Consider the following 19,553-nt stretch of genomic DNA (forward strand, 5'->3'; position numbering starts at 1 on the left):
TCCGCACTGTTTTGTCCAACACTGCAATTGAACTCAGGCTGCTGTCTTCACTTGCCAATCCGTTGGATCTGCTTGCCAGGATGCAATTTCTGATGCTCTCCAGCCGACTCGCCCTGGTGAAATGCGGACTTGAGCTGGGAACCGTTTTGCTTTCACTTCACGCCAGAGTGTGGCGTGTGAGAGCGACGTTACCGAAAGTACCTCTACCTCCTTCAAATAACGATCAAGGGTGGTCATGCCGCCACCTCCATCAACTCATCATCGGCCCGATCTGTATTGGCGCCGATCAGGGCCATCATCGGCCATGGGGATACAGAATTACCCACCATCAGTACCTGGTCTTTCTTGCTGAATTTCCGCCCGTCGTGGCCATGGTCGATCACGTAGTTGTCCGGGAAGCCCTGGGCTCGGTAAAGCTCCCGGGGTGTCAGCATGCGCATGCCAATGTCGACAATGACGTACGGTGTGCCCTTGATCACCACTGTAACCAGTGCCAGCCGATCCCGTGTGGTGATAGTGGCAGCCGGGTCGCGCAGGTCGTAGATGTTGTCGGTGCCGTAGTACCCCATCAGGAAAGCGGCAACGCGCAGAGCGCCTTCCTCAACGTCTAGTGCGAGTGTGTACTCGAGCAGCGCGTGATGTTCTGCGCCGGCACAGATAGTTGAGATCGGCTCTTCCATCGCGCTGCCCACACAGTTCTTGCGCAGGGTTAGCAGATTGGCGGTTACCAGCTGTTGCTGGCTGCCTGTGGTAGTTATGGATGTAAGTGGCTGATCTGGATGTCGGCCCAACGTCTCGTTGAAGCCGCCGTTGTGCTGTGCGATGTAGGCCACGGCAAGAGCGAAGTGTCCGCCTTTGACTTGTGCGCAGATGGTCCCCAGCGGCGCATCAGCAGGCATGTTGCGCTGGGATGTAGCATTGGCGTGCTCTGTGAGGAAAGGCGCGACTTGTGGCGTCACCGGGGCGAAGCCATGCGCGCCGGTGATGGTCTTGGTTGGATCTTGCACGGACTGGCATCGAGCGATGTCATTGCCTGAGTGGTTGACGCTTACGATGAACGGGTCGGCGTGATCGACCACATAGCGGCGAGCACCTTTGCGCACGCGCTCCATGGTCTTGTCTGCCAATGGCCGGCGTACACCAGCGGCACTGCCTTCTTCTTTCGTCAGGAAGATGCTCGGGCAGGGGATCGACCAGTCGATGCAACTGGCTGCGTTACGCCAAGCTTTTTGGCCTTTCGCGGGTGCCTTGAAGTGGGTCGGCTCCGGCCAATACAGTGGCTTGCCATCGCATCGAGCGACCATGTAAAGGCGTTCACGCGTAGTAGCAGCGCCAAAATCACAGGCTTTGAGCTTTCCATGCAGAATGTCATACCCCATGTTCTTGAGGATCTGCAGAAAGCGGCGCCAGGTCTTGCCCTTGCGTTTCGGATCAGGCACCAGGTATTGATCCTGGACCGGAACGCGCTCGCCAGGTGCGGCCACGCTGCCATCGCGGCGAACCACCCGACCGGTGGTTTTGCATCGCTTAGCAATCAAGGGGCCCCATTGCAGGATCTGCCAGACGTTTTCCATAGTGATGAGGTCGGGTTTGACCTGTCCGGCCCACTTGATGGTGACCCACGACAGGGAGCGGCTGGCACTGCTGCGTGGTTGACCTCCGGCGGCAAGGCTGTGATGGGTACATTCGGGGCTTGCGTGTAGGTGTGCGACGGGGCGGCCTCGTGTCGCCTTTCGGGGGCACACCTCATAGACGTCCGAGATGTAATGCTCTGCGCCTGGGTGGTTGCGCTTGTGCATGCTGATGGCTTTGGGGTTGTGGTTGATCGCGATATCGACGGCTTTGCCCGTAGCCATTTCCTGGCCCATGGTTGCGCCGCCACCACCTGCAAATAGGTCTACCCGAAGCGCACCAGAAAAGTTGAGGCCGAACTGAGTTTTGACAATTGTTTTAAGTGGCCGAGTGCAGGACGTCATGCCATCACCCCATGGACGAGACGATGAGAGTTGGTCAGAATCGCCGACTTTGTAATGGCCTGGAGCCAGCTATGTTCCCTGAGGAAATTCGCTTCAAAACCAATACGCTGCTCAAAATTGCGCTTTCTCCTGCTGGGGCTTTTGTTATCGGCTGCGCTTTCATCCTCTTGTTTACAAAGTCGAGTGAAAGCGCGGCTGCTTGGGTGCAAGCAATAGGTTCCATCGGCGCTATCGTTGGAGCCTTTTTGGTTGCGAGACAGACACATGCGCTCGAACAGAGGGCTGGAAAAGAGTCCGAGCTCGGCATTGAGATACGGGCGGTGCTCTTGGCAGAGGGGATAGTTCAAGAAGCTCACGCGGCGTTGTCCGCGGCCTACAGGAACGCTAAAAACCGTGACGATACGCCTGTGAGTGCAAGGCGTCTTGAAAGCGTCCATCAGGCTTTGATGCTTGCTATTTCCCAACCCGTGAGCGAGCAAGCGCTCAGACCAATATTGAAGGCCCTCAAAAGGATAAGTAACTCCTGTGGGATTTTTCAGGACGCGATGCTCCACCAAGGAACACTTCGAGATTCCGATCGAGAAAATCTGAAATTTTATCTGGAGGAGTTGGGCGTGAATAAAACGGAACTCAGTGAGATATTGAAGAACCTGCGCGATCGTAGAAACAGTTTCCGATTGAGTTAGTCTCGAAATAACGGTTTTCTTATACCGCTCATCAGGCTGCGGGAGCGTGCTATTTCCAGCATCTAGCGTTCTAACATCCCGTGGATCGATCAGGTCGACGTCCTGCTCGAACAGGTCGAAGCGTTTGCCGGTATGGGTGAGGATCCAGTTCATGCTGCCTCCTTGACCAGGTCGGCGAGCAGCAGAGCGTTCTGGGTATCCTTGTGCAACTTGCGCAGGGCGTCGTAGCCGATCAGCAGCGACAGTTGCCGGTCGAACTCTTTGCGGAATCGAGTCACTTCGCGCAGTTCGGCGGTGGCTTTGGCGTGTTGCTGGTGCAGCACGCCGGCATCTTGAGGCGAGAGGCGTAGCATCGGGCTGTGGCGGCTCATGCTGCGTCCTCCACTTTGACCTGATCCAGCAGCGCGGCCATGCCCAGTGCTTTGTCGCGCAGTTCGAGCGCCTGCTGTGCCTGGGCCTTCGAACTCATGGCGCGGAAGGTGTCTGAGGCCAGCCTCAGTTTTTCTGCGATCTGCATAAGCGTTTGGCGCTCTTGAGGGCCAAAGGCTTGGCTTTCTCTCAGCCGCTTCGCATGGGCTGCGAGGTGCTTGTGGTCGGCGCGGATGAAGTTGAGCGATGCCTTTAGTTCGCGAATGGTTTTGGCGTTTGCCGCACGCTCGTCGTTCGTGCCTTCTTCGATGCCAGCCTCGTGACCTTGAATGCGCCCATCGATAAGACCGCCTCGATAGCCGGTCCAGTAGATGAGGGCTGCACCGGCGATCAGTGCGATCAACGCGCATATTTGAATTGCAGTCATGTGGTGTGCTCCTGGTGGTTTGGGTGGCTGGTGGTGGCAGCCGTTACGGTTGGGGTTCTTCAGTCGCGTCGGCCTGAGCCTTCGCGTGGACTTCGTCGGCCTTGTAGGCCTGGATGTCGATCAGTGCCGCGACGTGGCGGATGTGCGCGTACTTCGGTGCCTTGCGGCTGCTGTCGAGCGTGGTCACGGGCAGTTGAATGCGGCCGCTGGTGATTTCGGCTGCAAACGACTGCTCGTTGAGGTTGCGGAAGTACTGCACGCGCAGCTTTTCGAGGGGGATAAGCACGTCGCCGAAGGTGCGATACAGCAGCTCGACGGTGGCCGTCTCCGGTGCTGGCATCAGGCGCAGCGGGTTTTGAGGCTGGCTAGTCATGAGGCTTGGGGCTCTCCATGCGTTTGTTTCGGGCCGGGTGATTCCAGGCATTGAGGCAATGGCGTTTGGTCAACTCGCGCAGATGCTCCGGCACCTCAAGGAGCGCGGCGTTGCGCTCCTTGAGGGTGCGTAGGGCGATGATCTGGCGGGCGTATTCCCTAGGCCACGTCACGGTTGTCTGCCGGGATGGCAGGAAGGTCGAGGCCCAGTTGCTCCGCTAGCCAGGGGATGCCGGCCTGCCGGACGCGTGTCGATTGGCTGTACTGCATGCCCAGCGTGTCGTGGTACCAGTTGCTGTCCTTGACCCGAAGGTATTCACGGTCGCGGACGGGGAACGCCGGCAGGTTGCGGTCGGTGAGCAGACCCTTCTCGCGCATGAGTTTGATCAGGGCGGGACGGGTCAGGCCGAGGTGCTTGGCGGTCTTTTCGAGGTTGCGCTCCATGGCATACCTCCTAAGCGGCGTGCGCGGCGGGTGTCGCCAGCGCAGCCAGGTGGTTGATGGATTCGCAAACCTGCTCGTACATCTCGGCGTCGGTGCCATACACGGTGAAGCACTTGGTACGCGGGCTTTTGACGCCGATGCTCATGACAACGGTGATTCCCGAGCGTGTACGTGTCCGGTGCACGGCGAGCCGGATCGGTAGCTCAAAGCCCAGGTCCAGGTCGATAAACCCGCCCGTGCATACGAGCCTGAGAACTCGTTCGCGCTGCTGAGTGCTAAAAGCACCGTACTCGCGTTCTGCATGTCGTAGCGGGTGGGATTCTCCAGATAGCTCAAAAGGGCCGTTGAGGATCTCCTCGATGAAGTCGGCCAGCTTCAAGTGCGTTTTCTTAGTGTTGGGGAGGGTCAGCGTGTGGCGCTCTGAACCCAACTCAATTGTGAAGGTGCTGTCCACTTTGTTGCGTTCCACTTTCAACCGAAACGCCAGTACATCGCGTCGAGGCGTGGACCGTAGGGTGTGGTTGAATGTCCCGCTGAGGTTCACCTGGGCACTGAGCAACGTCAGTGTGCGGTTGTCGATCCTGAATTTGCTCATGCCGCCCGGCCTCCGTCGTTTGGATCGAAAGAGGTCGGTGCGGTATGAGCCTGTGGCTTAGGTTTTGACGGAATGAAGGTGCAGCCGTGACTGCGTGCCAAGCGCCTCACTTCGAAGATCCGAGTTAGGTCGGCTACGGCCGGATGTACGTGTAGGGATGCAGTGGTGTGCATGGTTTTACCTCGCTCTGTGGTGGAAGAGTGAGATGAATATCAACCACCGGTTGATGTATGTCAACAACCGATCGTTGATTTTTACCTGTGAGTCGATTTGGCACGATGATAGTGAACGCGGGGTGGCTCATTGCTATGATGTGGATCCTCAGCCCCCAGCAATGGAAGTCGATCGTATGGATTACCTAAAAAAATCATTAGATGTGTTTTTTGAATCTAACTCTGGAGTCATAGTATTGAGGGGTGATTGGGGAGTTGGGAAAACTTTTTTTTGGGAAGAATACATTGCTGGTCGTATACAAAAAAAAGATTTAGGTCAGATTGCATATAGCTACGTTTCGCTTTTTGGCAGGAACTCTCTTGCTGATATTAGAGCGAGTATTTTTCAGAATGGTAGGGCCATCGCGTCGGACGAAAAGATAGTAAAATCTTTTGAAAGGGAACTTGAGAAGTCCAGTACGCTCTACTCGAAATTTCCTCAAGTCAAGTCAGCATTGGACTTGGCGAAATCGAAAGCTCCTTTTTTGGGATTTCTGACCGGACACGCCAAAAAAATACCGATGCTGGATAAGTTTTCTAGCCTTATGTCAAGTTTTGAATATAGTTTGGTAAATAACTATGTGGTCTGTTTTGACGATATTGAGCGCAAAGGAAGCGGGCTGAGCATCAAAGAGTTTATGGGACTGGCGGATGAGTTGGCTCAGAGGAAATCTTGTAAGGTTGTCATGATTTTTAATGAAAAATCCTTCGATAAAGGCAGCGGTGATTTAGAACAGTTTGAGTCATATCGCGAAAAAGTTGTGGATGCAGAATTGCTGTATAGTCCGTCGTGCGAAACGAATTTTAATCATGTGTTTTCTCCAGATTTTGATCATTACGATTTTCTCAGGTCTGTAATATTAAAAATTGGTGTTAAGAATGTTAGAGTGCTTCGAAAGCTGAAAGCTTTGCTAAGCGCACATGCATCGTTTTTGAATAATAAGGATTCAGGGCTTGTCTGTGAATTCTATTTGCACGCAGCAGTGTTGTGTTCTTCCTATTATTTAGGTAATGGTTTCATAAGTTATTCTGATCTTCGTAGTAGCTTGGCCGCAGGCTCATGGGCTAATTATCTTAATTCCAGTGCAGATAGCCTGACTGAGGGGCAGTTAGCATTCAAAAACATGAATGTTGAACTACAAATGTCGGAATCAAAATTCGACGCGCGAATTGGTAGCTATCTTGAGCGTGGATTCGTCGAAGAAGAAGCTGTTTTAACTGTCTTTGCAGAAGTAGAGGAGCGATATCGGGTAAGTAATGTTGACGCTGAATTGCGAGGTGCGTGGAAAATCTATCATGACTCTTTTGGTGACGATGGAGATGAGTTTACACAGCGGCTCAAGAAAGTCCTTGATACGGAGTTGAAGACAATTTCTTTGTCAGATTTTTCTTCTGCGATTGATATGCTAGAAGAGTTGGGGGAGGCGGTTGATGAATATATCGAGGACTTCGTGGTTGTCCACGAACGGAGCTTCCAAGATAGCTCAGTCATGTCTTCCTGGCACTTAGATCGCGTACAAAATGAAGTTCTTAGAGCGAAAGTTATCGAAGCAGGTAAGGCTGGCAAGAATCTAAATATTGACGATATCTCATGGCGAGTGGGAACGGAGCGCTCCTGGAGTCCGGAGGATGTTGCATATCTAGCAAGCATGACAGCTGATGATTATGTGCAATGGCTGCGGTCTACGCCTGAGAATTTAACCACAAAGCTTCGTAGTGGACTGCTATCCTTCCGGAATTTGTCCACCGCCAATAAGGCCGATTCGATAGCTTACGCTACCATCGGAAACGCTGTGGTTGAGGCATTGCGCATTGTTGGTTCCGATAATAAGCTTAACTCAATAAGAGTTGAGAATATGTATGGTATAAAGTCTGAAATGGGCTGCTGAGAGTCGTTTTGACTTTGGTTGACTACTCTGGAACGAAGGCGCCAACAACTTTCCCGCAGATGTGAGTTTCTTCCGTTATTTCAATTATCGGATACTGCGGGTTAATTGGTCTGAGATACTGCCGGCCTGCATCTTCTACTAATATCTTAAAAGTAGCTTCGTTAGTTCGAGGTAATCTTGCAATTACCCGATCCCCTGTCCTAGTTTCGGCTTCTGGATCTACGAAAATAATGCACCCGGCAGGGTAGCTCCGACCTGGTCCGGGGTTAGTCATCGAATCGCCAAGAACCTTCAAAGCATATCCGTGAGCACTTATTTGAACAGGGCAAGATAGCCAAGAGTCTGAATCATAAGACTCTATATTTGGGATGGCTTCACACCAAGCTCCAGCTTGCACCCATGAAATTAATGGAACCTTGCCGAACCGATGGCTAACCACGCTTACATTACTTTCATCGGCAGAGCTAGATGAACGGCTGTCATTCTCACCCAAAGGAAGTTTTGGTAAGACGCCGTACTCAAGCCATTCCCGGCGAACTTTCAGCCATGAACAAAGGGCAGACATGCTATCTGCCTCGGCAAAGGCTTCTCCATTCAACCATTTGCTAATAGCTTGTGTAGTTTTGTTTACCCCCCGACGTTGTAGCTCACGATGGATGTCTACGCCTCGGCCTCGGCGTCGTACGTCCGCATCATCAAGTGCTTCGTGTAGGCGCTCGCTGAAAGCTGCGCGGAGAGTATTTTTATCAACCATGGGTTGATGCTCTCACAAAGGTTGCACAATAGTCAGTTGATCTATAACATCAACCGTAAGTTGATAAATGGAGGCTGACATGTTGGACCCCGCTGATTTTCCGAGCGCTATTGCGTTCGCTTTCGAAGCTGCAGGCGGCATTGGGGCCGCCGCCAAGGTATGTAATAGAAGCTGTCAGGCGTTGAACAAGTGGCGTCAGGCTGCATGCCTGCCGCGAACCGATTACACCGGTGAAACAAAATACGCTGAGCTACTGGCAGATGCGGCGATGCGGAAAGGCAATGGTTTCCAAGCGTCTTGGCTTTTGAACGCATCAGCTCCACACAAGGCCGTCGCCTAGCTAGAAAAAAGGCGACCCAAAGGTCGCCCAGTTCCTCCCGACACGCACCACCACAGCGCTGTCGGGTCGCGATAAAGGTAGGCGGGCACACCACATGCAAACCACCTCTCTTTATCGCGCTTTCCCAAGGCTCGGAAGCCTTGGTGTTGCTGCCTTTTCCACCACAGATTGGGCAGCTGTTGCGCCAGGGGTGAACAACGGATTGTTCGCCCCGGCACGGTGCCGGTATCGATCCCTAAGATCTAGCCGGCGTTTGGGCCCTTTCAAGCCACGCGGCAAATGTATCACCACTGCATGTCGCGCGGCACTGGCAACTTTTAAGGATTAATGCCATGAGCCGAATCGCTCTGAGTTGCGTCGAACGAGCACAGCGGGAAGTCCTGCCGCTCGATCTGGCGCTCTACCATGCCGCACGGGACTATCCGGGCGGCGCCGCTGCAATCGCCGCCACCACCGGCCGAAATCCCACCACGCTGCAGCACAAGCTGTCTCCCACGCACCCCAGCCACTCGGTGAACATTCAAGAGTTTGGCGAGATCCTCGAGCTGACTAAGGACAGGCGCATTCTGGATGCGGTGCATGCCTTGGTCGGCGATACGATCTGGCACGAACTGTCTGAGGTGTACACCACTGATATGCCGGAAACCCTGACCATCGGCCTCGCCGAGTATTTCCGGCAGGTGGCCGATCTAGCCGATACCTGGGCCAAGAGCATTGGTGATGGGGTGGTCAGCGATCAAGAGCTGGCCGCGATCCGCCTGCAGGTGTTTCGAGGTATTCAGGGGCTGCTGGGATTGTTCAACCGCGCCACGTACGTCAACCACACAACGCGGGGTGACGGCCGTGGCTGACATTGCTGATTTCGCCAATGACTTAGTGCAGGAGCGCATCGATCAGGCGCTTGCTGCTCGCAGTGCGTTCAAGCCGGCGTTGCCTGGGCATTCGTTGTTGTTCTGTGAAAGCTGTGACGATCCGATCCCCGAGGCGCGGCGACTGGCCCAGCAGGGCTGCACGTTGTGTGTGAGCTGCCAGTCCATCGATGAGATGCGAGAGGCTCGCCATGCTCGATGACGTGCTGAATCAATTTACGGACTTCGGTCTGGATCCCGCGCAGCCACTGCTTTACGGCAAGCTAATTCGATGCAAGACCGCGTTGGATAAGGGCAAAGAGAAAAACGGCTGGTACGTTCTACACGAGCACCACACCGAGAAAGGCGAAATTTTGATCTTCGGTGCGTTCGGCGACTGGCGTTCAGGTGAAACGCAAAAGATCAAGGTGAAGCCCGGCCGGATGACGCCTGAAGAGCGTGAAGTCATGCGCGCTCGTCAGGAGGAAGCCAAGCGCAAGGCCGCCGAGAAGGCTGCCAACGCTGCCCGTCGAGCGGCTAACCGTGCTGCTGGTTTATTCAAGCGGATGCCCGAGAAGGGCCGTAGCGCGTATCTGGATCGAAAGCAGATCGTGGGCCTGGGCGTTCGTTATGCTCCGCGCTCCGGCGCGGTTTTGGTGCCGATGCAAAACGCTCGGGACCAGATCGTCGGGTTACAAGTGATATTCCCCGAGAAGCAAGAGGACACCGGCCGCGACAAGTCTTACTGGCCCTATGGGATGGCGAAGGAGGGTGCTTTCCATCTCATTGGTCCGCACCCTGAGCCGGGTGAGCCAGTGCTGGTGTGTGAGGGCTACGCCACCGGTGCAAGCCTGCACATGGCGACCTCGTTGACGGTCTCCATTGCCTTTGATGCGGGCAACCTGATGGTGGTTGCCAAGGCAATGCGAGAGCGGTTCCCGGGGCGTCCACTAATCATCTGCCGGGATGATGACTGGAAAACCAAGCGCTCGAATGGCGAGCCCTGGAACCCAGGTGAAGAGAAAGCCAACAACGCGGCAACGGTTGTAGGTGGTCAGGTAGTAGGCCCGATCTTTTCGGGGGAGCGAGAGGATAAGTGGACTGACTTCAACGACCTGCACTGTGCTGAAGGATTGGAGGCGGTGCGCCGCCAAGTTCTGGCGGTGGTCAAGCCGCCTGCAGCGGGTGGCTGGAAAGACCTGTTGGCCCGCACAGAAAACGGCATGTTGATCGCGCACATGCAAAACGTCGAGCTGATCCTGGGCAACGACGAACGCTGGGCCGGTGTGATTGGCTTCAGTGCGTTCAGCTCCAAGATCGTCAAGCTGCGTGCTGCCCCGTATGGAGGCGGTGTCGGCGATTGGGCTGACATTGATGACATGCTGGTCATGAAGTGGCTCGCGCAACAATACAACCTGCGGGTCAAGGCGAGCAGCGTTATCGAGGCTGTGAGTGTTGTCGCGCATGACCATGCTTTTCACCCTGTACGCGATTACCTGAATGGCCTGGAGTGGGATCGGGTACCCCGGCTCGACACCTGGTTGACAGACATCATGGGTGTGGCCCCGACGGATTACAGTTCCAAGGTGGGTAAGCGCTGGATGGTCTCCGCGGTCGGCCGGGTGATGCAGCCGGGTTGCAAGGCTGACTCGGTGATGATTCTCGAAGGTGCGCAAGGTGCCGGTAAGTCCACCGCCATGTCGGTCTTGGGTGGCGCTTGGTTTATGGATACCCCCTTCGCCTTGGGCGACAAGGATGGGTTCCAGGCGATTCGCGGCAAGTGGATCGTTGAGCTGGGAGAGCTGGACAGTTTCAACAAGGCCGAGTCCACCAAGGCGAAGCAGTTCTTTTCTGCCTCGACGGACACTTACCGCGAGAGCTATGGCCGCAGAACGATGGACGTGCCACGCCAGTGTGTTTTCGTGGGTACGACGAACCAGGACGAATACCTGAAGGATGCCACCGGCAACCGTCGATATTGGCCGGTTGCTTGTACCAAGGTGGACCTTGATAGGTTGCGCGAGATCCGCGACCAGCTGTGGGCCGAGGCGATGTTTTGCTATCAGTCCGGGGATATCTGGTGGGTCAACCGGGAGGAGGCGCCGCTGTTCGCTGAGGCGCAGGAAGAGCGCTTTGTGGTGGATGAATGGGAAGGCCCGATCCTGGCTTGGCTTGAAGAGTCTCAGATTGGCGAGACTGCAACCGGCACCGACATTCTTCTGGGTGCTTTGAAGCTGGACTTCGGTCACTGGGGCAAGCCGGAGCAGATGCGGGTGGGGGCGATCATGCACCGGTTGGGTTGGCGCAAGGTCCGGCAACCTGCTCTACGCAAGAGTGGCATCAGGCCTTGGGCTTACAAGAAGCCAGAAAACTGGGGCAGGTCATCGAACCTTGAGCAGCAGCCGGTTGAGGAGCCATGTTTCGATGATTAAGGAGATCGATGCGCGGCTGCGCAAATGGGCCGAGGAGCTGCATAGCGACCTCAGTGCCGGCGGGCTCGCCGGTGGGAACATGGTTGCCATGATGATGGAGAGCAATGGACAGCTGATTCGAGGCCGGCGGGCGTTCCGTGCGCCGCTGGAAGGTTCGCTTGATATCGAGCTGATCGTGACCAAACATCTCGATCCTCTGCATGTGCAAGTCGTGCGAGAGCACTACTGCAACCAAGACAGCGACATGCGCTTGAAGTATGCCCACTGCGGCTGCGGGCGCGACACCTACTACCAGCGTCTGCATGACGCGCACCTGTGCATCTATTGGCTGCTGATGGGGGTCGCTGCTTGACCCCGTTTGCGTCCGTGGTTGTCCTACCGGCTCGCCTTGTCCCACTGCTATTTGATGCAGTTGGACAAGCGCGGGCCGCGCTGTTGTTGAGCTGTCCTACTGTCCAACCTTCCCGCACGTCCCGCCCATGTGTGAGCGTAGCGGGAGCGCATACGCGCCCATGGCGCGCACGCGTGCTCTTAGCTTTTTGTCTTTACGGGAGAGAAGAGAAAATAAAGTAGGACAGTGGGGCAGGCCCCGATTCTAGGCGCCTGTAGCTGTCCTACTTCGATCAGAGATAGTGGGACAGGAAGGACAGCGCCCCAGGCGCTGGAAGCCGCAATAAAGATATTCGCCGACATTGCCTAGGCGTTCACCAGACATTCACCGGGTGGCATTAAAACAGGCTTGCTGCCACCGGAATCGACATGTAAAAAGTACTCATCTTCGATAGGTGCGACCGCATAAAGCGGCAGGCACCACACACCAAACCCGGCCCTTGCGCCGGGTTTTTGCGTTTAAGGGGCGGGGCAATGACGAACGAGCAGCAAGCACTGGCAGAAATGCCGATCTGGTTAGTAATTCTCCTCGCCTTGGTTGGCGGCGTATCGGGGGAGATGTGGCGGGCCGACAAGGATGGGACGCGGGGTTGGGCATTGCTGCGGCGCCTTGCCCTTCGATCCGGTGCCTGTATTGCCTGCGGGGTGACGGCGATGATGCTGATGATCGCCGCCGGCATGTCGATCTGGACGGCAGGGGCGTTGGGATGTTTGACGGCGATGGCGGGTGCCGATGTTGCCATCGGCCTTTACGAACGCTGGGCCGCCAAGCGGCTGGGTATAGCAGAGGCACCGCCGACCGCTGGCGGGCAGGGGTGATTTTGGCGCCGGGGACCCTGCCGATTTCCCAGGGGTACGGGGTCGCAAACCCGCGGGAAAGCGTTAGCGGCAGGGTTGCCAGCTTACTGAAATTCAACCCATTGAAATTGAAAGGTCTGCATTGAAAAGCCGTTGAAAGGAGGGCTCATGACAGAACCACAGTACCTGTCGAAGAGCGCCTTTGCGGCCCGGATCGGCAGGGCACCGAGTTACATCACCTGGTTGAAAAACAATAACCGGTTGGTGCTCAGTGCCGACGGCAAACAAGTCGATGTTCAGGCCAGCGAAGCGTTGATTCGCGACACTGCCGACCCGAGCAAAGCCGCCGTCGCCGAGCGTCACCAGCAGGACCGGGTTCAGCGTGACGTGTACGGCCAGCTTTCAACCTCGGTTGAGCCGACTTGCACGGCTGCGCCGCCGCCCGCGAACACCCCTGCGGGGCAGCTCCCCGACTTCCAGAAAGCCCGCGCACTGCGTGAGCACAACTTGGCCCAGCTCGCGGAAATTGAGCTGCACAAAGCCAAGGGGTCGCTGGTCGCATTACCCGCTGTGAAATTAGGCGCCTACAACGCTGGCCGCCTCCTGCGCGATCAGCTGTTTGGCATGCCGCCACAGCTGGCGCCGGAGCTGGCGGTCATGACCGACCCCTGGGAAATCGAAAAACACCTGACGGCGGCCTTGCGCCGCACGCTGGAGGACGCGGAGCGCCTGTCCTCGGCGGACCTTGAACACGCCCTGAACACGAGTTGAGCCTATGCCCACGGAAATCCCTGACGGTGCAGAGGTGTACCGCGAGGCGTATTTCCGTGGGCTGCGTCCCGACCCGGATGTCTGGATCGACGTATGGGCCGACGAATACATGCGCATCCCGCGTGACACCGGTGCCGCCGAGCCTGGCCAGTACCGCACGTCGCGTACACCGTATGCCCGCGAACCCATGCGTTGCTTGTCCCCGGCTCACCCCTGCAAACGCGTGGTGACCATGGTCGCCTCGCAGTTGATGAAAACCCAGATCGCCTTGAACTGGATCGGCGGCCTGATCCACATGGCGCCGTCGAACATCCTGACGCTGCTGCCTAGCCTGGGCTTGGCGAAGCGGGTCTCCTCGCGGATTGGCAAGACCATCAAGGCCACGCCGGTGCTACGCGAACGGGTGGCCTCCAGCCGCTCGCGAGACTCGCGCAACACCATGGACACCAAGGAGTTCGAAGGCGGGTCGCTGTACGTCACCACAGCCGGCTCGGCGGCCAACCTTTCGGAGCTGTCGGCGCGCTACGTCTACGGCGACGAGATTGACCGCTGGGAAGTGGACATCGGCGAGGAGGGCGACCCCATCGAGCTGGCGGAAACGCGGGGCAGTACGTTCGGTCGCAATGCGAAGTTCTACTTCTCCAGCTCGCCGACCATCAAGGGCGCCTCGCGGATCTCCGACCTGTTCGAGGGCAGCGACCAACGTCACTACTACGTGCCGTGCCCCTCCTGCGGGCATATGCAGACCTTGGAATGGGAACGCCTGCACTACTCGCGGGACTTCAGCGTTGTGCATTACCAATGCGCAGGCCCTGATTGTGACGTGCTGATCGAGGAGTACCACAAGGCCGAGATGCTCGCCAAAGGCGAATGGCGCGCCCATGCCGAGGGTGATGGCGAGACGGTGGGGTTTACCCTCAACGCCTTGTATTCACCGCTCGGCTGGATGGACTGGAAGTCCCTCGCCAAGCAGTTCGAAAAGGCCAAAAAAGCCCAGGCCAAGGGCGACCTTGAACCGATGCAGGTGTTCTATAACACCCGTTTGGCAAAGGTATGGGACAGTGCCCAGGAGCAAACCAAGGCCGATACCCTGAAGCACCGGGCACGCCTGGAAAACTTCACCCTCGGCTCGATGCCGGCCGGCGTGCTCATGATCACCGGCGCCGTTGACGTCCAGGCCAACCGCCTGGAGTTCATGGCGATGGGGTGGGGCGTCGGCATGGAGCGCTGGGTCATTGACTACCAGATCGTCGCAGGCGACCCGGCAGACGACCGCACCTGGGCGGCGCTGGACGAGTTGCTCAAGGCCAAGTATCGGCATCCATGCGGTGTTGGCCTGGGCATTCTGGCGACGGCTGTCGACTCCGGCGGTCATCACACCGACGAGGTCTATCAGTTCTGCCGCGTGCGCCGCTGGCGCAACGTGTTCGCCATCAAGGGCGCGAGCAAGCCCGGCAAGCCGGTGATCGCCCAGCGGCCGTCCATGGTGGATGTGACCTGGAAAGGCCAGACAGAACGCAACGGCGCCGAGCTGTGGTTTGTCGGTACCGACACGGCGAAAGACTGGATCTACAACCGCTATCCATTCGAGTCAGGCCCGGGCGCGTTGCACTTTGCCAGTGACCTGCCAGACGACTTCTTCGCGCAGTGCGTAGCTGAACGTAAGGTCGCCCGGTATGTGCGGGGCCACAAGCGCATCGAATGGGTCAAGGGCAAGGCCGAGCGCAACGAAGCCCTCGACCTGATGGTGTACTGCCTTGCCATGGCGCATTACCTGGGCATCAACCGCTACAAGGAGCACGACTGGGAGCGGGTCCGTCAGGCCCTGGCGCAGTCTGGGTTGTTCGATGACGCGTTGGGCATCAAGCCCGTGCAGGGCGAACGAGTCACTCAGCCGGTTCCGGGGGCCTTGCCACAACCAACACCGCAACCCGTCGCCCAAGCGGCTCAACCACGATCCGTTGCACCACCCCCTCAACGCCGCAGCTCCACCAGCGGCTATTTGAAGAGACGCTGATATGTCCTTTACACAAAAGCACCTCGACGCGGTTGAGGCGGCCATCGCTCGCGGTGAGAAAGTCGTGCGCTACACCGACCGCACCGTGGAGTACCGCACCGTCGACGAGCTGATCAAGGCTCGTGACGAGATCCGCACCTCTTTGGTCAACTCGGCCGGGCCGCGCTCCCGCGTAGTCCGGCTTTATCACGGAGGCAAAGGAGTCTGATGGCCCGACACTATCCGACGCTCAGCCGTAGCGGATTCTTGTTGCCGTCGAACATCAAGGCCAGTTACGAAGGCGCCGGAGAGGGTCGCCGATCCACTGGCTGGGATGCACACGACAACGGAATCAACAGCATCAACACACCGGCACTGCGCAACCTGCGCGGCCGGTCGCGGGCAGCGGTACGCAACGACCCGTATGCCTTCAACGTCATCGACAAACGCGTCAGCAACTTGATCGGCACGGGCATCACGCCCAGGCCGAACACTGAAGACGACGCGCTTCGCAAGCTGCTGCAGCTGCTATGGGATGACTGGGTGGATGAGTCGGACGCCGATGAGCGCACCGACTTCTACGGGCAGCAGGCGCTGGTAGCTCGCACCGTCGAGACTTCCGGCGAGTGCTTTGTCCGCCTACGACCACGCAGCCTTGACGAGGGGCTGGCGGTGCCGCTCCAGATGCAGATCCTCGCACCGGAGTTCGTGCCCCATGACAAATTCGAAACCACGCGCACCGGCAACGCCATTCGTGCTGGCATCGAGTTCACGCCGGACGGCAAGCGGGTGGCCTACTGGATGTACCTGTCACACCCCCGCGACGGCGTATCGCTGAGTGCCGGTTATAACCAGTTGGTTCGGGTGCCGGTATCGCAGGTGCTGCACATCTTCGAACCGGTCGAGCCGGGGCAATTGCGCGGCGTTCCGCGCTTATCTCCTGTACTGAAACGGCTGCGTAGCCTGGATAACTATGACGACGCAGTGCTGTTCCGGCAGGAGGTTGCAAACCTCTTCGCCGGATTCATCAGCCGCCCGGCGCCGGACTCTGGTCCCGTGCCAAGGGATCCCGTTACCGGTGAGCCGCTGAGCTTTGACCGTGACGGCTTCACGCCCATGGTCGCGCTGGAGCCCGGCACCATGCAGGAGCTGGGGCCGGGAGAGGAGGTTGAGTTCTCCAAACCGCCTGACGCCGGCAACAACTATCCCGACTTCATGCGTCAGCAACTGATGGCTGCAGCGGCGGGCACCGGCACTCCCTACGAGATCCTCACTGGTGATATGCGTGAAGTGAATGACCGGGCGTTGCGCGTCGTGTTGAACGAGTTCCGGCGCCGGCTGGAACAGCTTCAGTTTGGCGTTTATGTACACCAGCTCTGCCGCCCGATCCGTGCCGCCTGGATGGACATGGCGGTCCTTTCGGGTGCGTTGGTGTTGGACGACTACGCCAAACGGCGCCGCGAATACTTACGTACGCGCTGGGTACCGCAAGGCTGGGCTTACATCCAGCCTGTTCAGGACGTGCAGGCCCGCCGCATGGAAGTGCAAGCCGGGTTCGCCTCACGTAGCGAGATGGTCACCCGCACCGGTTATGACGCCGAAACCGTCGACGCAGAAAACGCAGCCGACAACGCCAGAGCCCAGGCGCTGGGCCTCAACTACAACACGCACGAAGCCGTCGAGGTTACTGACGACAAGGAGCAATCATGAGCAAACCAGCGCTTCCGCGCATTTACAACAGAGCCGGCCAGCGGGTGAACGTCCAAGACAAGACCTGGTACGCCATGCAGGAGAGCGGCGAAGCCGAGGAGCGAGTTATCGAGGTGTTCGTCTACGGCGAGATCGGCACCTGGGGCATCACGGCGAATCAGTTCGTGCAGGACCTGCGCGCCATGGATGACGGCGTATCGCCTGTGATTGCCGCATTCAATAGCATCGGCGGCGATTTGTTCGATGGTCTGGCGATGCACAACGCGTTGTCCCGCCTGGGCGAGCGTTGTACCGGCCGTGTCGATGCCCTGGCAGCCAGCGCGGCCAGTGTCGCGGTCTGCGGGGCGCACCGTGTGGTCATCGCCTCCAACGCCATGCTGATGATCCACAACCCATGGACCTACGCGGCAGGGGACGCCGAAGACTTCCGCAAGGTGGCCGACGTCCTCGATCAAACCATGGAGGCCATCATCGCGGCCTACAAGGCCAAGGCGCCGGACATCGACGAAGCCGAGCTTCGGCGTCTGGTGGCGGCTGAGACCTGGTTGACCGCCAACGAAGCGGTGGCCCTGGGGTTGGCCGATGAGGTGGGCGATGGGGTGAAGGTCAAGGCGTGTTTGGGGCAGGGCGCCGTGCTGCAGCGTTACCAGCATGCCCCGGCTGAATTGCTTGCCCAACTGGACGAGCCACCTGAGCCGGATATCGAGCTGGAGCCTGAACCTACTGATCCGCCCCAGGAGCCTCCTGTGGCGAACTCAGCCAAGCTGGCCTTGATGATCACCCAGCGTTGTACGGCGGACGGCATCGGCAACCTGATTGAGCCGTTGATCAACTCGACCAAGCTGGAAAGCGAGGCCATCGTCCTGGCGGGCGTGGCCCGTGCCAAAGCTGTAAACGATTTGTGCGTTGCCGCACGACTGCCTGAGTTCAGCGCCGAGTACGTCGCGGCCGGTTTGGATGCCGCCTCGGTTCGAGCGCGTCTGTTCGACAAGTTGGTGGGCAGCGGCAAAGGCTTCGAGATCGACAACAGTCTCCCTCTCGCTGAGGACGAGCCACCCAAAATCAAAGCACAGCTGCCTAACCCCAGCAACATCTGGTCTGCCCGCCGGCAGGCCGCCCGCAAAGGAGCATGATCATGAGCATTATCCATCGCGAACCGGTTCACGCCGGTGAGTTTCTGTTGTCTGAAGGTGCGGGAAAGATCTCTCGCGAAGCTATCAACGTTGTGGCGGGGCCCGCTCTGATTGCGGGACAGGTCCTGGGGATCGTGACCGCTACGGGCGAGTTCGCACCTTACAACCCCGTTGCAGAAGACGGCAGCGAGAACGCGGTATGCATCCTCTACGCCTCGCTTGGCGAGTCCGACGTCAGTCGTCGCGGCCGCGCTGTGGTACGCCTGGCCGAGGTCAGCGAAAGCCTGCTGACGGGGTTGGACCTGGCTGCTGAAAAGGACCTGGCTGCGCACTTCATCATCGTCCGTTAACGCTCACAGCTCTTTCTTTCCGATCCCGCCATGAGCGGGTTTTTTACTTTCTGGAGTACGCACATGGCTGACATCGCCATTTTTGAAGATGATGCTTTTGGAGTGGCGGCTTTGACCGCTGCCATCAACGAGCAAGAGTTTGTCCCGGGTCGTCTTGCCAGCCTCGGTCTGTTTGAAGAGGAAGGTGTGACAACCCTGACCGTTCAAATCGAGAAGGACGGTGACAAGCTGGCCCTGGTGCCAGCGGGTGAACGTGGTACCTCTGGCCTGGTTGTCAACGGCAGCAAGCGCGTGCTGTTGCCCTTCAACACCATCCACTTGCCTGAACGTTTCACCATCAAGGCTGACGAAATTCAAGGCATTCGCGCCTTCGGTACCCAGACCGAGCTGCAGGCGGTGCAGGACGTCGTCAACAAGCGTCTGGACAAGGCACGACGACAGTTGGACGCCACCCACGAGTTCCATCGAATGGGGGCTTTGAATGGCAAGGTGCTCGATGCCGACGGCACGACGGTATTGTTGGATATCTATGATCGATTCGGTGTCCAGCGACAGACCCTGCCGATGGGGCTTAACGACCCTGAAACCAACGTGCAGGTGCAGTGTGTGGAAGCGCTGGACATGCAAGAGGACGCGCTGGGTAACGTAACCACTACATCCTCGCGAGCGTTCTGCGGCAAGACGTTCTGGAAAAAGCTGATCGCCCATAAGTCTGTAGTTAAAACCTATGAGGGCAGTCAACAGGCAGCGGCCTTGCGGGGCGATGGCCGTGAAGCTTTCGAGTTCGGTGGGATTTCCTGGGAGCGCTATCGGGGCAAGGTCGGTGGCATCGCCTTCATCCCAGATGACGAAGCTCGCCTGGTGCCGGAGGGTGTTTCGGAGATGTTTCTGTCAGCCTATGCGCCCGCCGATTACATGGAGACTGTCAACACGCAGGGGCTGCCGTACTACAGCAAGCTGGAGCCGCTACCGTTCGGCAAGGGGATCGCGGGCGAGGCGCAATCCAACCCGCTGCACATCTGCACTCGGCCACGCGCCGTTATTCACCTGACCCTCTAATC

At 57.8% G+C, this 19,553-nt stretch carries 24 protein-coding genes; 14 read left to right on the top strand and 10 right to left on the bottom strand.

All coding sequences use genetic code 11. The features are described 5' to 3' along the window. Positions 1-33: 33 nt before the first annotated feature. Genes M1E16_RS06435 through M1E16_RS06475 form a run of 9 tightly spaced genes read right to left on the bottom strand, consistent with a single transcriptional unit; the run spans position 34 to position 4,869 of the window. Positions 34-237 carry a helix-turn-helix transcriptional regulator gene (locus M1E16_RS06435; RefSeq protein ID WP_458129458.1) on the bottom strand — a complete coding sequence of 68 codons (204 nt, stop codon included), beginning with the start codon at positions 235-237 and terminating at the stop codon, positions 34-36. After that, on the bottom strand, positions 234-1,976 hold the full coding sequence (locus M1E16_RS06440) for a DNA cytosine methyltransferase (protein WP_458129459.1): 1,743 nt from the start codon (positions 1,974-1,976) through the stop codon (positions 234-236). The genes M1E16_RS06435 and M1E16_RS06440 overlap by 4 nt, the downstream gene beginning before the upstream one ends. Further along, a complete protein-coding gene (locus M1E16_RS06445; RefSeq protein ID WP_458129460.1) occupies positions 1,973-2,815 on the bottom strand; it encodes a hypothetical protein in 843 nt (280 codons plus the stop codon). Before M1E16_RS06445 ends, M1E16_RS06440 begins: the two co-directional genes overlap by 4 nt. Beyond that, positions 2,812-3,033, bottom strand: a complete 222-nt coding sequence (locus tag M1E16_RS06450) for a hypothetical protein (RefSeq protein ID WP_072348350.1) — start codon at positions 3,031-3,033, stop codon at positions 2,812-2,814. Before M1E16_RS06450 ends, M1E16_RS06445 begins: the two co-directional genes overlap by 4 nt. Next, positions 3,030-3,458, bottom strand: a complete 429-nt coding sequence (locus M1E16_RS06455) for a hypothetical protein (protein ID WP_458129461.1) — start codon at positions 3,456-3,458, stop codon at positions 3,030-3,032. The genes M1E16_RS06450 and M1E16_RS06455 overlap by 4 nt, the downstream gene beginning before the upstream one ends. 43 nt (positions 3,459-3,501) lie before the next feature. Next, positions 3,502-3,831: a pyocin activator PrtN family protein gene (locus M1E16_RS06460; protein WP_458129462.1), complete on the bottom strand. Its 330-nt coding sequence runs from the start codon at positions 3,829-3,831 to the stop codon at positions 3,502-3,504. Beyond that, positions 3,824-4,003, bottom strand: coding sequence for a hypothetical protein (locus M1E16_RS06465; protein WP_334597255.1), 180 nt, complete (start codon positions 4,001-4,003; stop codon positions 3,824-3,826). The genes M1E16_RS06460 and M1E16_RS06465 overlap by 8 nt, the downstream gene beginning before the upstream one ends. Continuing rightward, positions 3,990-4,274, bottom strand: a complete 285-nt coding sequence (locus M1E16_RS06470; RefSeq protein ID WP_043042006.1) for a phage antirepressor KilAC domain-containing protein — start codon at positions 4,272-4,274, stop codon at positions 3,990-3,992. Before M1E16_RS06470 ends, M1E16_RS06465 begins: the two co-directional genes overlap by 14 nt. Positions 4,275-4,284: 10 nt before the next feature. Beyond that, positions 4,285-4,869, bottom strand: coding sequence for a hypothetical protein (locus M1E16_RS06475; protein WP_458129463.1), 585 nt, complete (start codon positions 4,867-4,869; stop codon positions 4,285-4,287). 205 nt (positions 4,870-5,074) lie between these two features. Here M1E16_RS06475 and M1E16_RS06480 point away from each other — a divergent pair, with 205 nt between their 5' ends. Beyond that, positions 5,075-6,970, top strand: a complete 1,896-nt coding sequence (locus M1E16_RS06480; RefSeq protein ID WP_458129464.1) for a P-loop NTPase fold protein — start codon at positions 5,075-5,077, stop codon at positions 6,968-6,970. Positions 6,971-6,992: 22 nt separating this feature from the next. Here M1E16_RS06480 and M1E16_RS06485 read toward each other — a convergent pair whose 3' ends face one another. Then, entirely contained in the window at positions 6,993-7,724 is a 732-nt protein-coding gene (locus M1E16_RS06485; protein ID WP_458129465.1) for a LexA family protein, read from the bottom strand. A 79-nt stretch (positions 7,725-7,803) separates the two neighbouring features. Here M1E16_RS06485 and M1E16_RS06490 point away from each other — a divergent pair, with 79 nt between their 5' ends. The 13 genes from M1E16_RS06490 to M1E16_RS06550 all read left to right on the top strand — a co-directional run bounded on the left by M1E16_RS06490 (position 7,804) and on the right by M1E16_RS06550 (position 19,551). Further along, positions 7,804-8,064, top strand: a complete 261-nt coding sequence (locus M1E16_RS06490; RefSeq protein WP_458129466.1) for a hypothetical protein — start codon at positions 7,804-7,806, stop codon at positions 8,062-8,064. 332 nt (positions 8,065-8,396) lie between these two features. Beyond that, positions 8,397-8,915, top strand: a complete 519-nt coding sequence (locus tag M1E16_RS06495; protein ID WP_458129467.1) for a phage regulatory CII family protein — start codon at positions 8,397-8,399, stop codon at positions 8,913-8,915. Next, positions 8,908-9,135 (top strand): TraR/DksA family transcriptional regulator, encoded by a 228-nt coding sequence (locus M1E16_RS06500; protein WP_458129468.1) that lies wholly within the window; start codon positions 8,908-8,910, stop codon positions 9,133-9,135. Before M1E16_RS06495 ends, M1E16_RS06500 begins: the two co-directional genes overlap by 8 nt. Continuing rightward, a complete protein-coding gene (locus M1E16_RS06505) occupies positions 9,125-11,344 on the top strand; it encodes a VapE domain-containing protein (RefSeq protein ID WP_458129469.1) in 2,220 nt (739 codons plus the stop codon). Before M1E16_RS06500 ends, M1E16_RS06505 begins: the two co-directional genes overlap by 11 nt. Continuing rightward, the gene (locus M1E16_RS06510) at positions 11,337-11,696 is read left to right on the top strand and encodes a PA0613 family protein (RefSeq protein ID WP_458129470.1); all 360 of its coding nucleotides are present in this window, start codon (positions 11,337-11,339) and stop codon (positions 11,694-11,696) included. Before M1E16_RS06505 ends, M1E16_RS06510 begins: the two co-directional genes overlap by 8 nt. A gap of 512 nt (positions 11,697-12,208) precedes the next feature. Further along, complete coding sequence (locus tag M1E16_RS06515) at positions 12,209-12,553, top strand: phage holin family protein (protein ID WP_458129471.1); 345 nt, start codon at positions 12,209-12,211, stop codon at positions 12,551-12,553. A gap of 147 nt (positions 12,554-12,700) precedes the next feature. After that, positions 12,701-13,303, top strand: a complete 603-nt coding sequence (locus tag M1E16_RS06520) for a terminase small subunit (protein ID WP_458129472.1) — start codon at positions 12,701-12,703, stop codon at positions 13,301-13,303. 4 nt (positions 13,304-13,307) lie between these two features. Beyond that, on the top strand, positions 13,308-15,320 hold the full coding sequence (locus tag M1E16_RS06525) for a phage terminase large subunit family protein (protein ID WP_458129473.1): 2,013 nt from the start codon (positions 13,308-13,310) through the stop codon (positions 15,318-15,320). 1 nt (position 15,321) lies between these two features. Further along, positions 15,322-15,528, top strand: coding sequence for a phage head-tail joining protein (locus M1E16_RS06530; RefSeq protein ID WP_014339651.1), 207 nt, complete (start codon positions 15,322-15,324; stop codon positions 15,526-15,528). Beyond that, on the top strand, positions 15,528-17,009 hold the full coding sequence (locus M1E16_RS06535) for a phage portal protein (RefSeq protein ID WP_458129474.1): 1,482 nt from the start codon (positions 15,528-15,530) through the stop codon (positions 17,007-17,009). Before M1E16_RS06530 ends, M1E16_RS06535 begins: the two co-directional genes overlap by 1 nt. Continuing rightward, complete coding sequence (locus tag M1E16_RS06540) at positions 17,006-18,142, top strand: head maturation protease, ClpP-related (RefSeq protein ID WP_458129475.1); 1,137 nt, start codon at positions 17,006-17,008, stop codon at positions 18,140-18,142. Before M1E16_RS06535 ends, M1E16_RS06540 begins: the two co-directional genes overlap by 4 nt. 2 nt (positions 18,143-18,144) lie before the next feature. After that, positions 18,145-18,492: a head decoration protein gene (locus M1E16_RS06545; RefSeq protein ID WP_458129476.1), complete on the top strand. Its 348-nt coding sequence runs from the start codon at positions 18,145-18,147 to the stop codon at positions 18,490-18,492. 63 nt (positions 18,493-18,555) lie between these two features. After that, on the top strand, positions 18,556-19,551 hold the full coding sequence (locus tag M1E16_RS06550) for a major capsid protein (protein ID WP_458129477.1): 996 nt from the start codon (positions 18,556-18,558) through the stop codon (positions 19,549-19,551). Positions 19,552-19,553: the final 2 nt, after the last annotated feature.

The sequence above is a fragment of the Pseudomonas sp. Z2-11 genome (assembly GCF_054161305.1).

Coding starts and splice junctions, on each gene's coding strand:
- M1E16_RS06435 (WP_458129458.1), bottom strand. CDS start 237: ATGACCACCCTTGATCGTTATTTGAAGGAGGTAGAGGTACTTTCGGTA.
- M1E16_RS06440 (WP_458129459.1), bottom strand. CDS start 1,976: ATGACGTCCTGCACTCGGCCACTTAAAACAATTGTCAAAACTCAGTTC.
- M1E16_RS06445 (WP_458129460.1), bottom strand. CDS start 2,815: ATGAACTGGATCCTCACCCATACCGGCAAACGCTTCGACCTGTTCGAG.
- M1E16_RS06450 (WP_072348350.1), bottom strand. CDS start 3,033: ATGAGCCGCCACAGCCCGATGCTACGCCTCTCGCCTCAAGATGCCGGC.
- M1E16_RS06455 (WP_458129461.1), bottom strand. CDS start 3,458: ATGACTGCAATTCAAATATGCGCGTTGATCGCACTGATCGCCGGTGCA.
- M1E16_RS06460 (WP_458129462.1), bottom strand. CDS start 3,831: ATGACTAGCCAGCCTCAAAACCCGCTGCGCCTGATGCCAGCACCGGAG.
- M1E16_RS06470 (WP_043042006.1), bottom strand. CDS start 4,274: ATGGAGCGCAACCTCGAAAAGACCGCCAAGCACCTCGGCCTGACCCGT.
- M1E16_RS06475 (WP_458129463.1), bottom strand. CDS start 4,869: ATGAGCAAATTCAGGATCGACAACCGCACACTGACGTTGCTCAGTGCC.
- M1E16_RS06480 (WP_458129464.1), top strand. CDS start 5,075: ATGAATATCAACCACCGGTTGATGTATGTCAACAACCGATCGTTGATT.
- M1E16_RS06485 (WP_458129465.1), bottom strand. CDS start 7,724: ATGGTTGATAAAAATACTCTCCGCGCAGCTTTCAGCGAGCGCCTACAC.
- M1E16_RS06490 (WP_458129466.1), top strand. CDS start 7,804: ATGTTGGACCCCGCTGATTTTCCGAGCGCTATTGCGTTCGCTTTCGAA.
- M1E16_RS06495 (WP_458129467.1), top strand. CDS start 8,397: ATGAGCCGAATCGCTCTGAGTTGCGTCGAACGAGCACAGCGGGAAGTC.
- M1E16_RS06505 (WP_458129469.1), top strand. CDS start 9,125: ATGCTCGATGACGTGCTGAATCAATTTACGGACTTCGGTCTGGATCCC.
- M1E16_RS06510 (WP_458129470.1), top strand. CDS start 11,337: ATGATTAAGGAGATCGATGCGCGGCTGCGCAAATGGGCCGAGGAGCTG.
- M1E16_RS06515 (WP_458129471.1), top strand. CDS start 12,209: ATGACGAACGAGCAGCAAGCACTGGCAGAAATGCCGATCTGGTTAGTA.
- M1E16_RS06520 (WP_458129472.1), top strand. CDS start 12,701: ATGACAGAACCACAGTACCTGTCGAAGAGCGCCTTTGCGGCCCGGATC.
- M1E16_RS06525 (WP_458129473.1), top strand. CDS start 13,308: ATGCCCACGGAAATCCCTGACGGTGCAGAGGTGTACCGCGAGGCGTAT.
- M1E16_RS06530 (WP_014339651.1), top strand. CDS start 15,322: ATGTCCTTTACACAAAAGCACCTCGACGCGGTTGAGGCGGCCATCGCT.
- M1E16_RS06535 (WP_458129474.1), top strand. CDS start 15,528: ATGGCCCGACACTATCCGACGCTCAGCCGTAGCGGATTCTTGTTGCCG.
- M1E16_RS06540 (WP_458129475.1), top strand. CDS start 17,006: ATGAGCAAACCAGCGCTTCCGCGCATTTACAACAGAGCCGGCCAGCGG.
- M1E16_RS06545 (WP_458129476.1), top strand. CDS start 18,145: ATGAGCATTATCCATCGCGAACCGGTTCACGCCGGTGAGTTTCTGTTG.
- M1E16_RS06550 (WP_458129477.1), top strand. CDS start 18,556: ATGGCTGACATCGCCATTTTTGAAGATGATGCTTTTGGAGTGGCGGCT.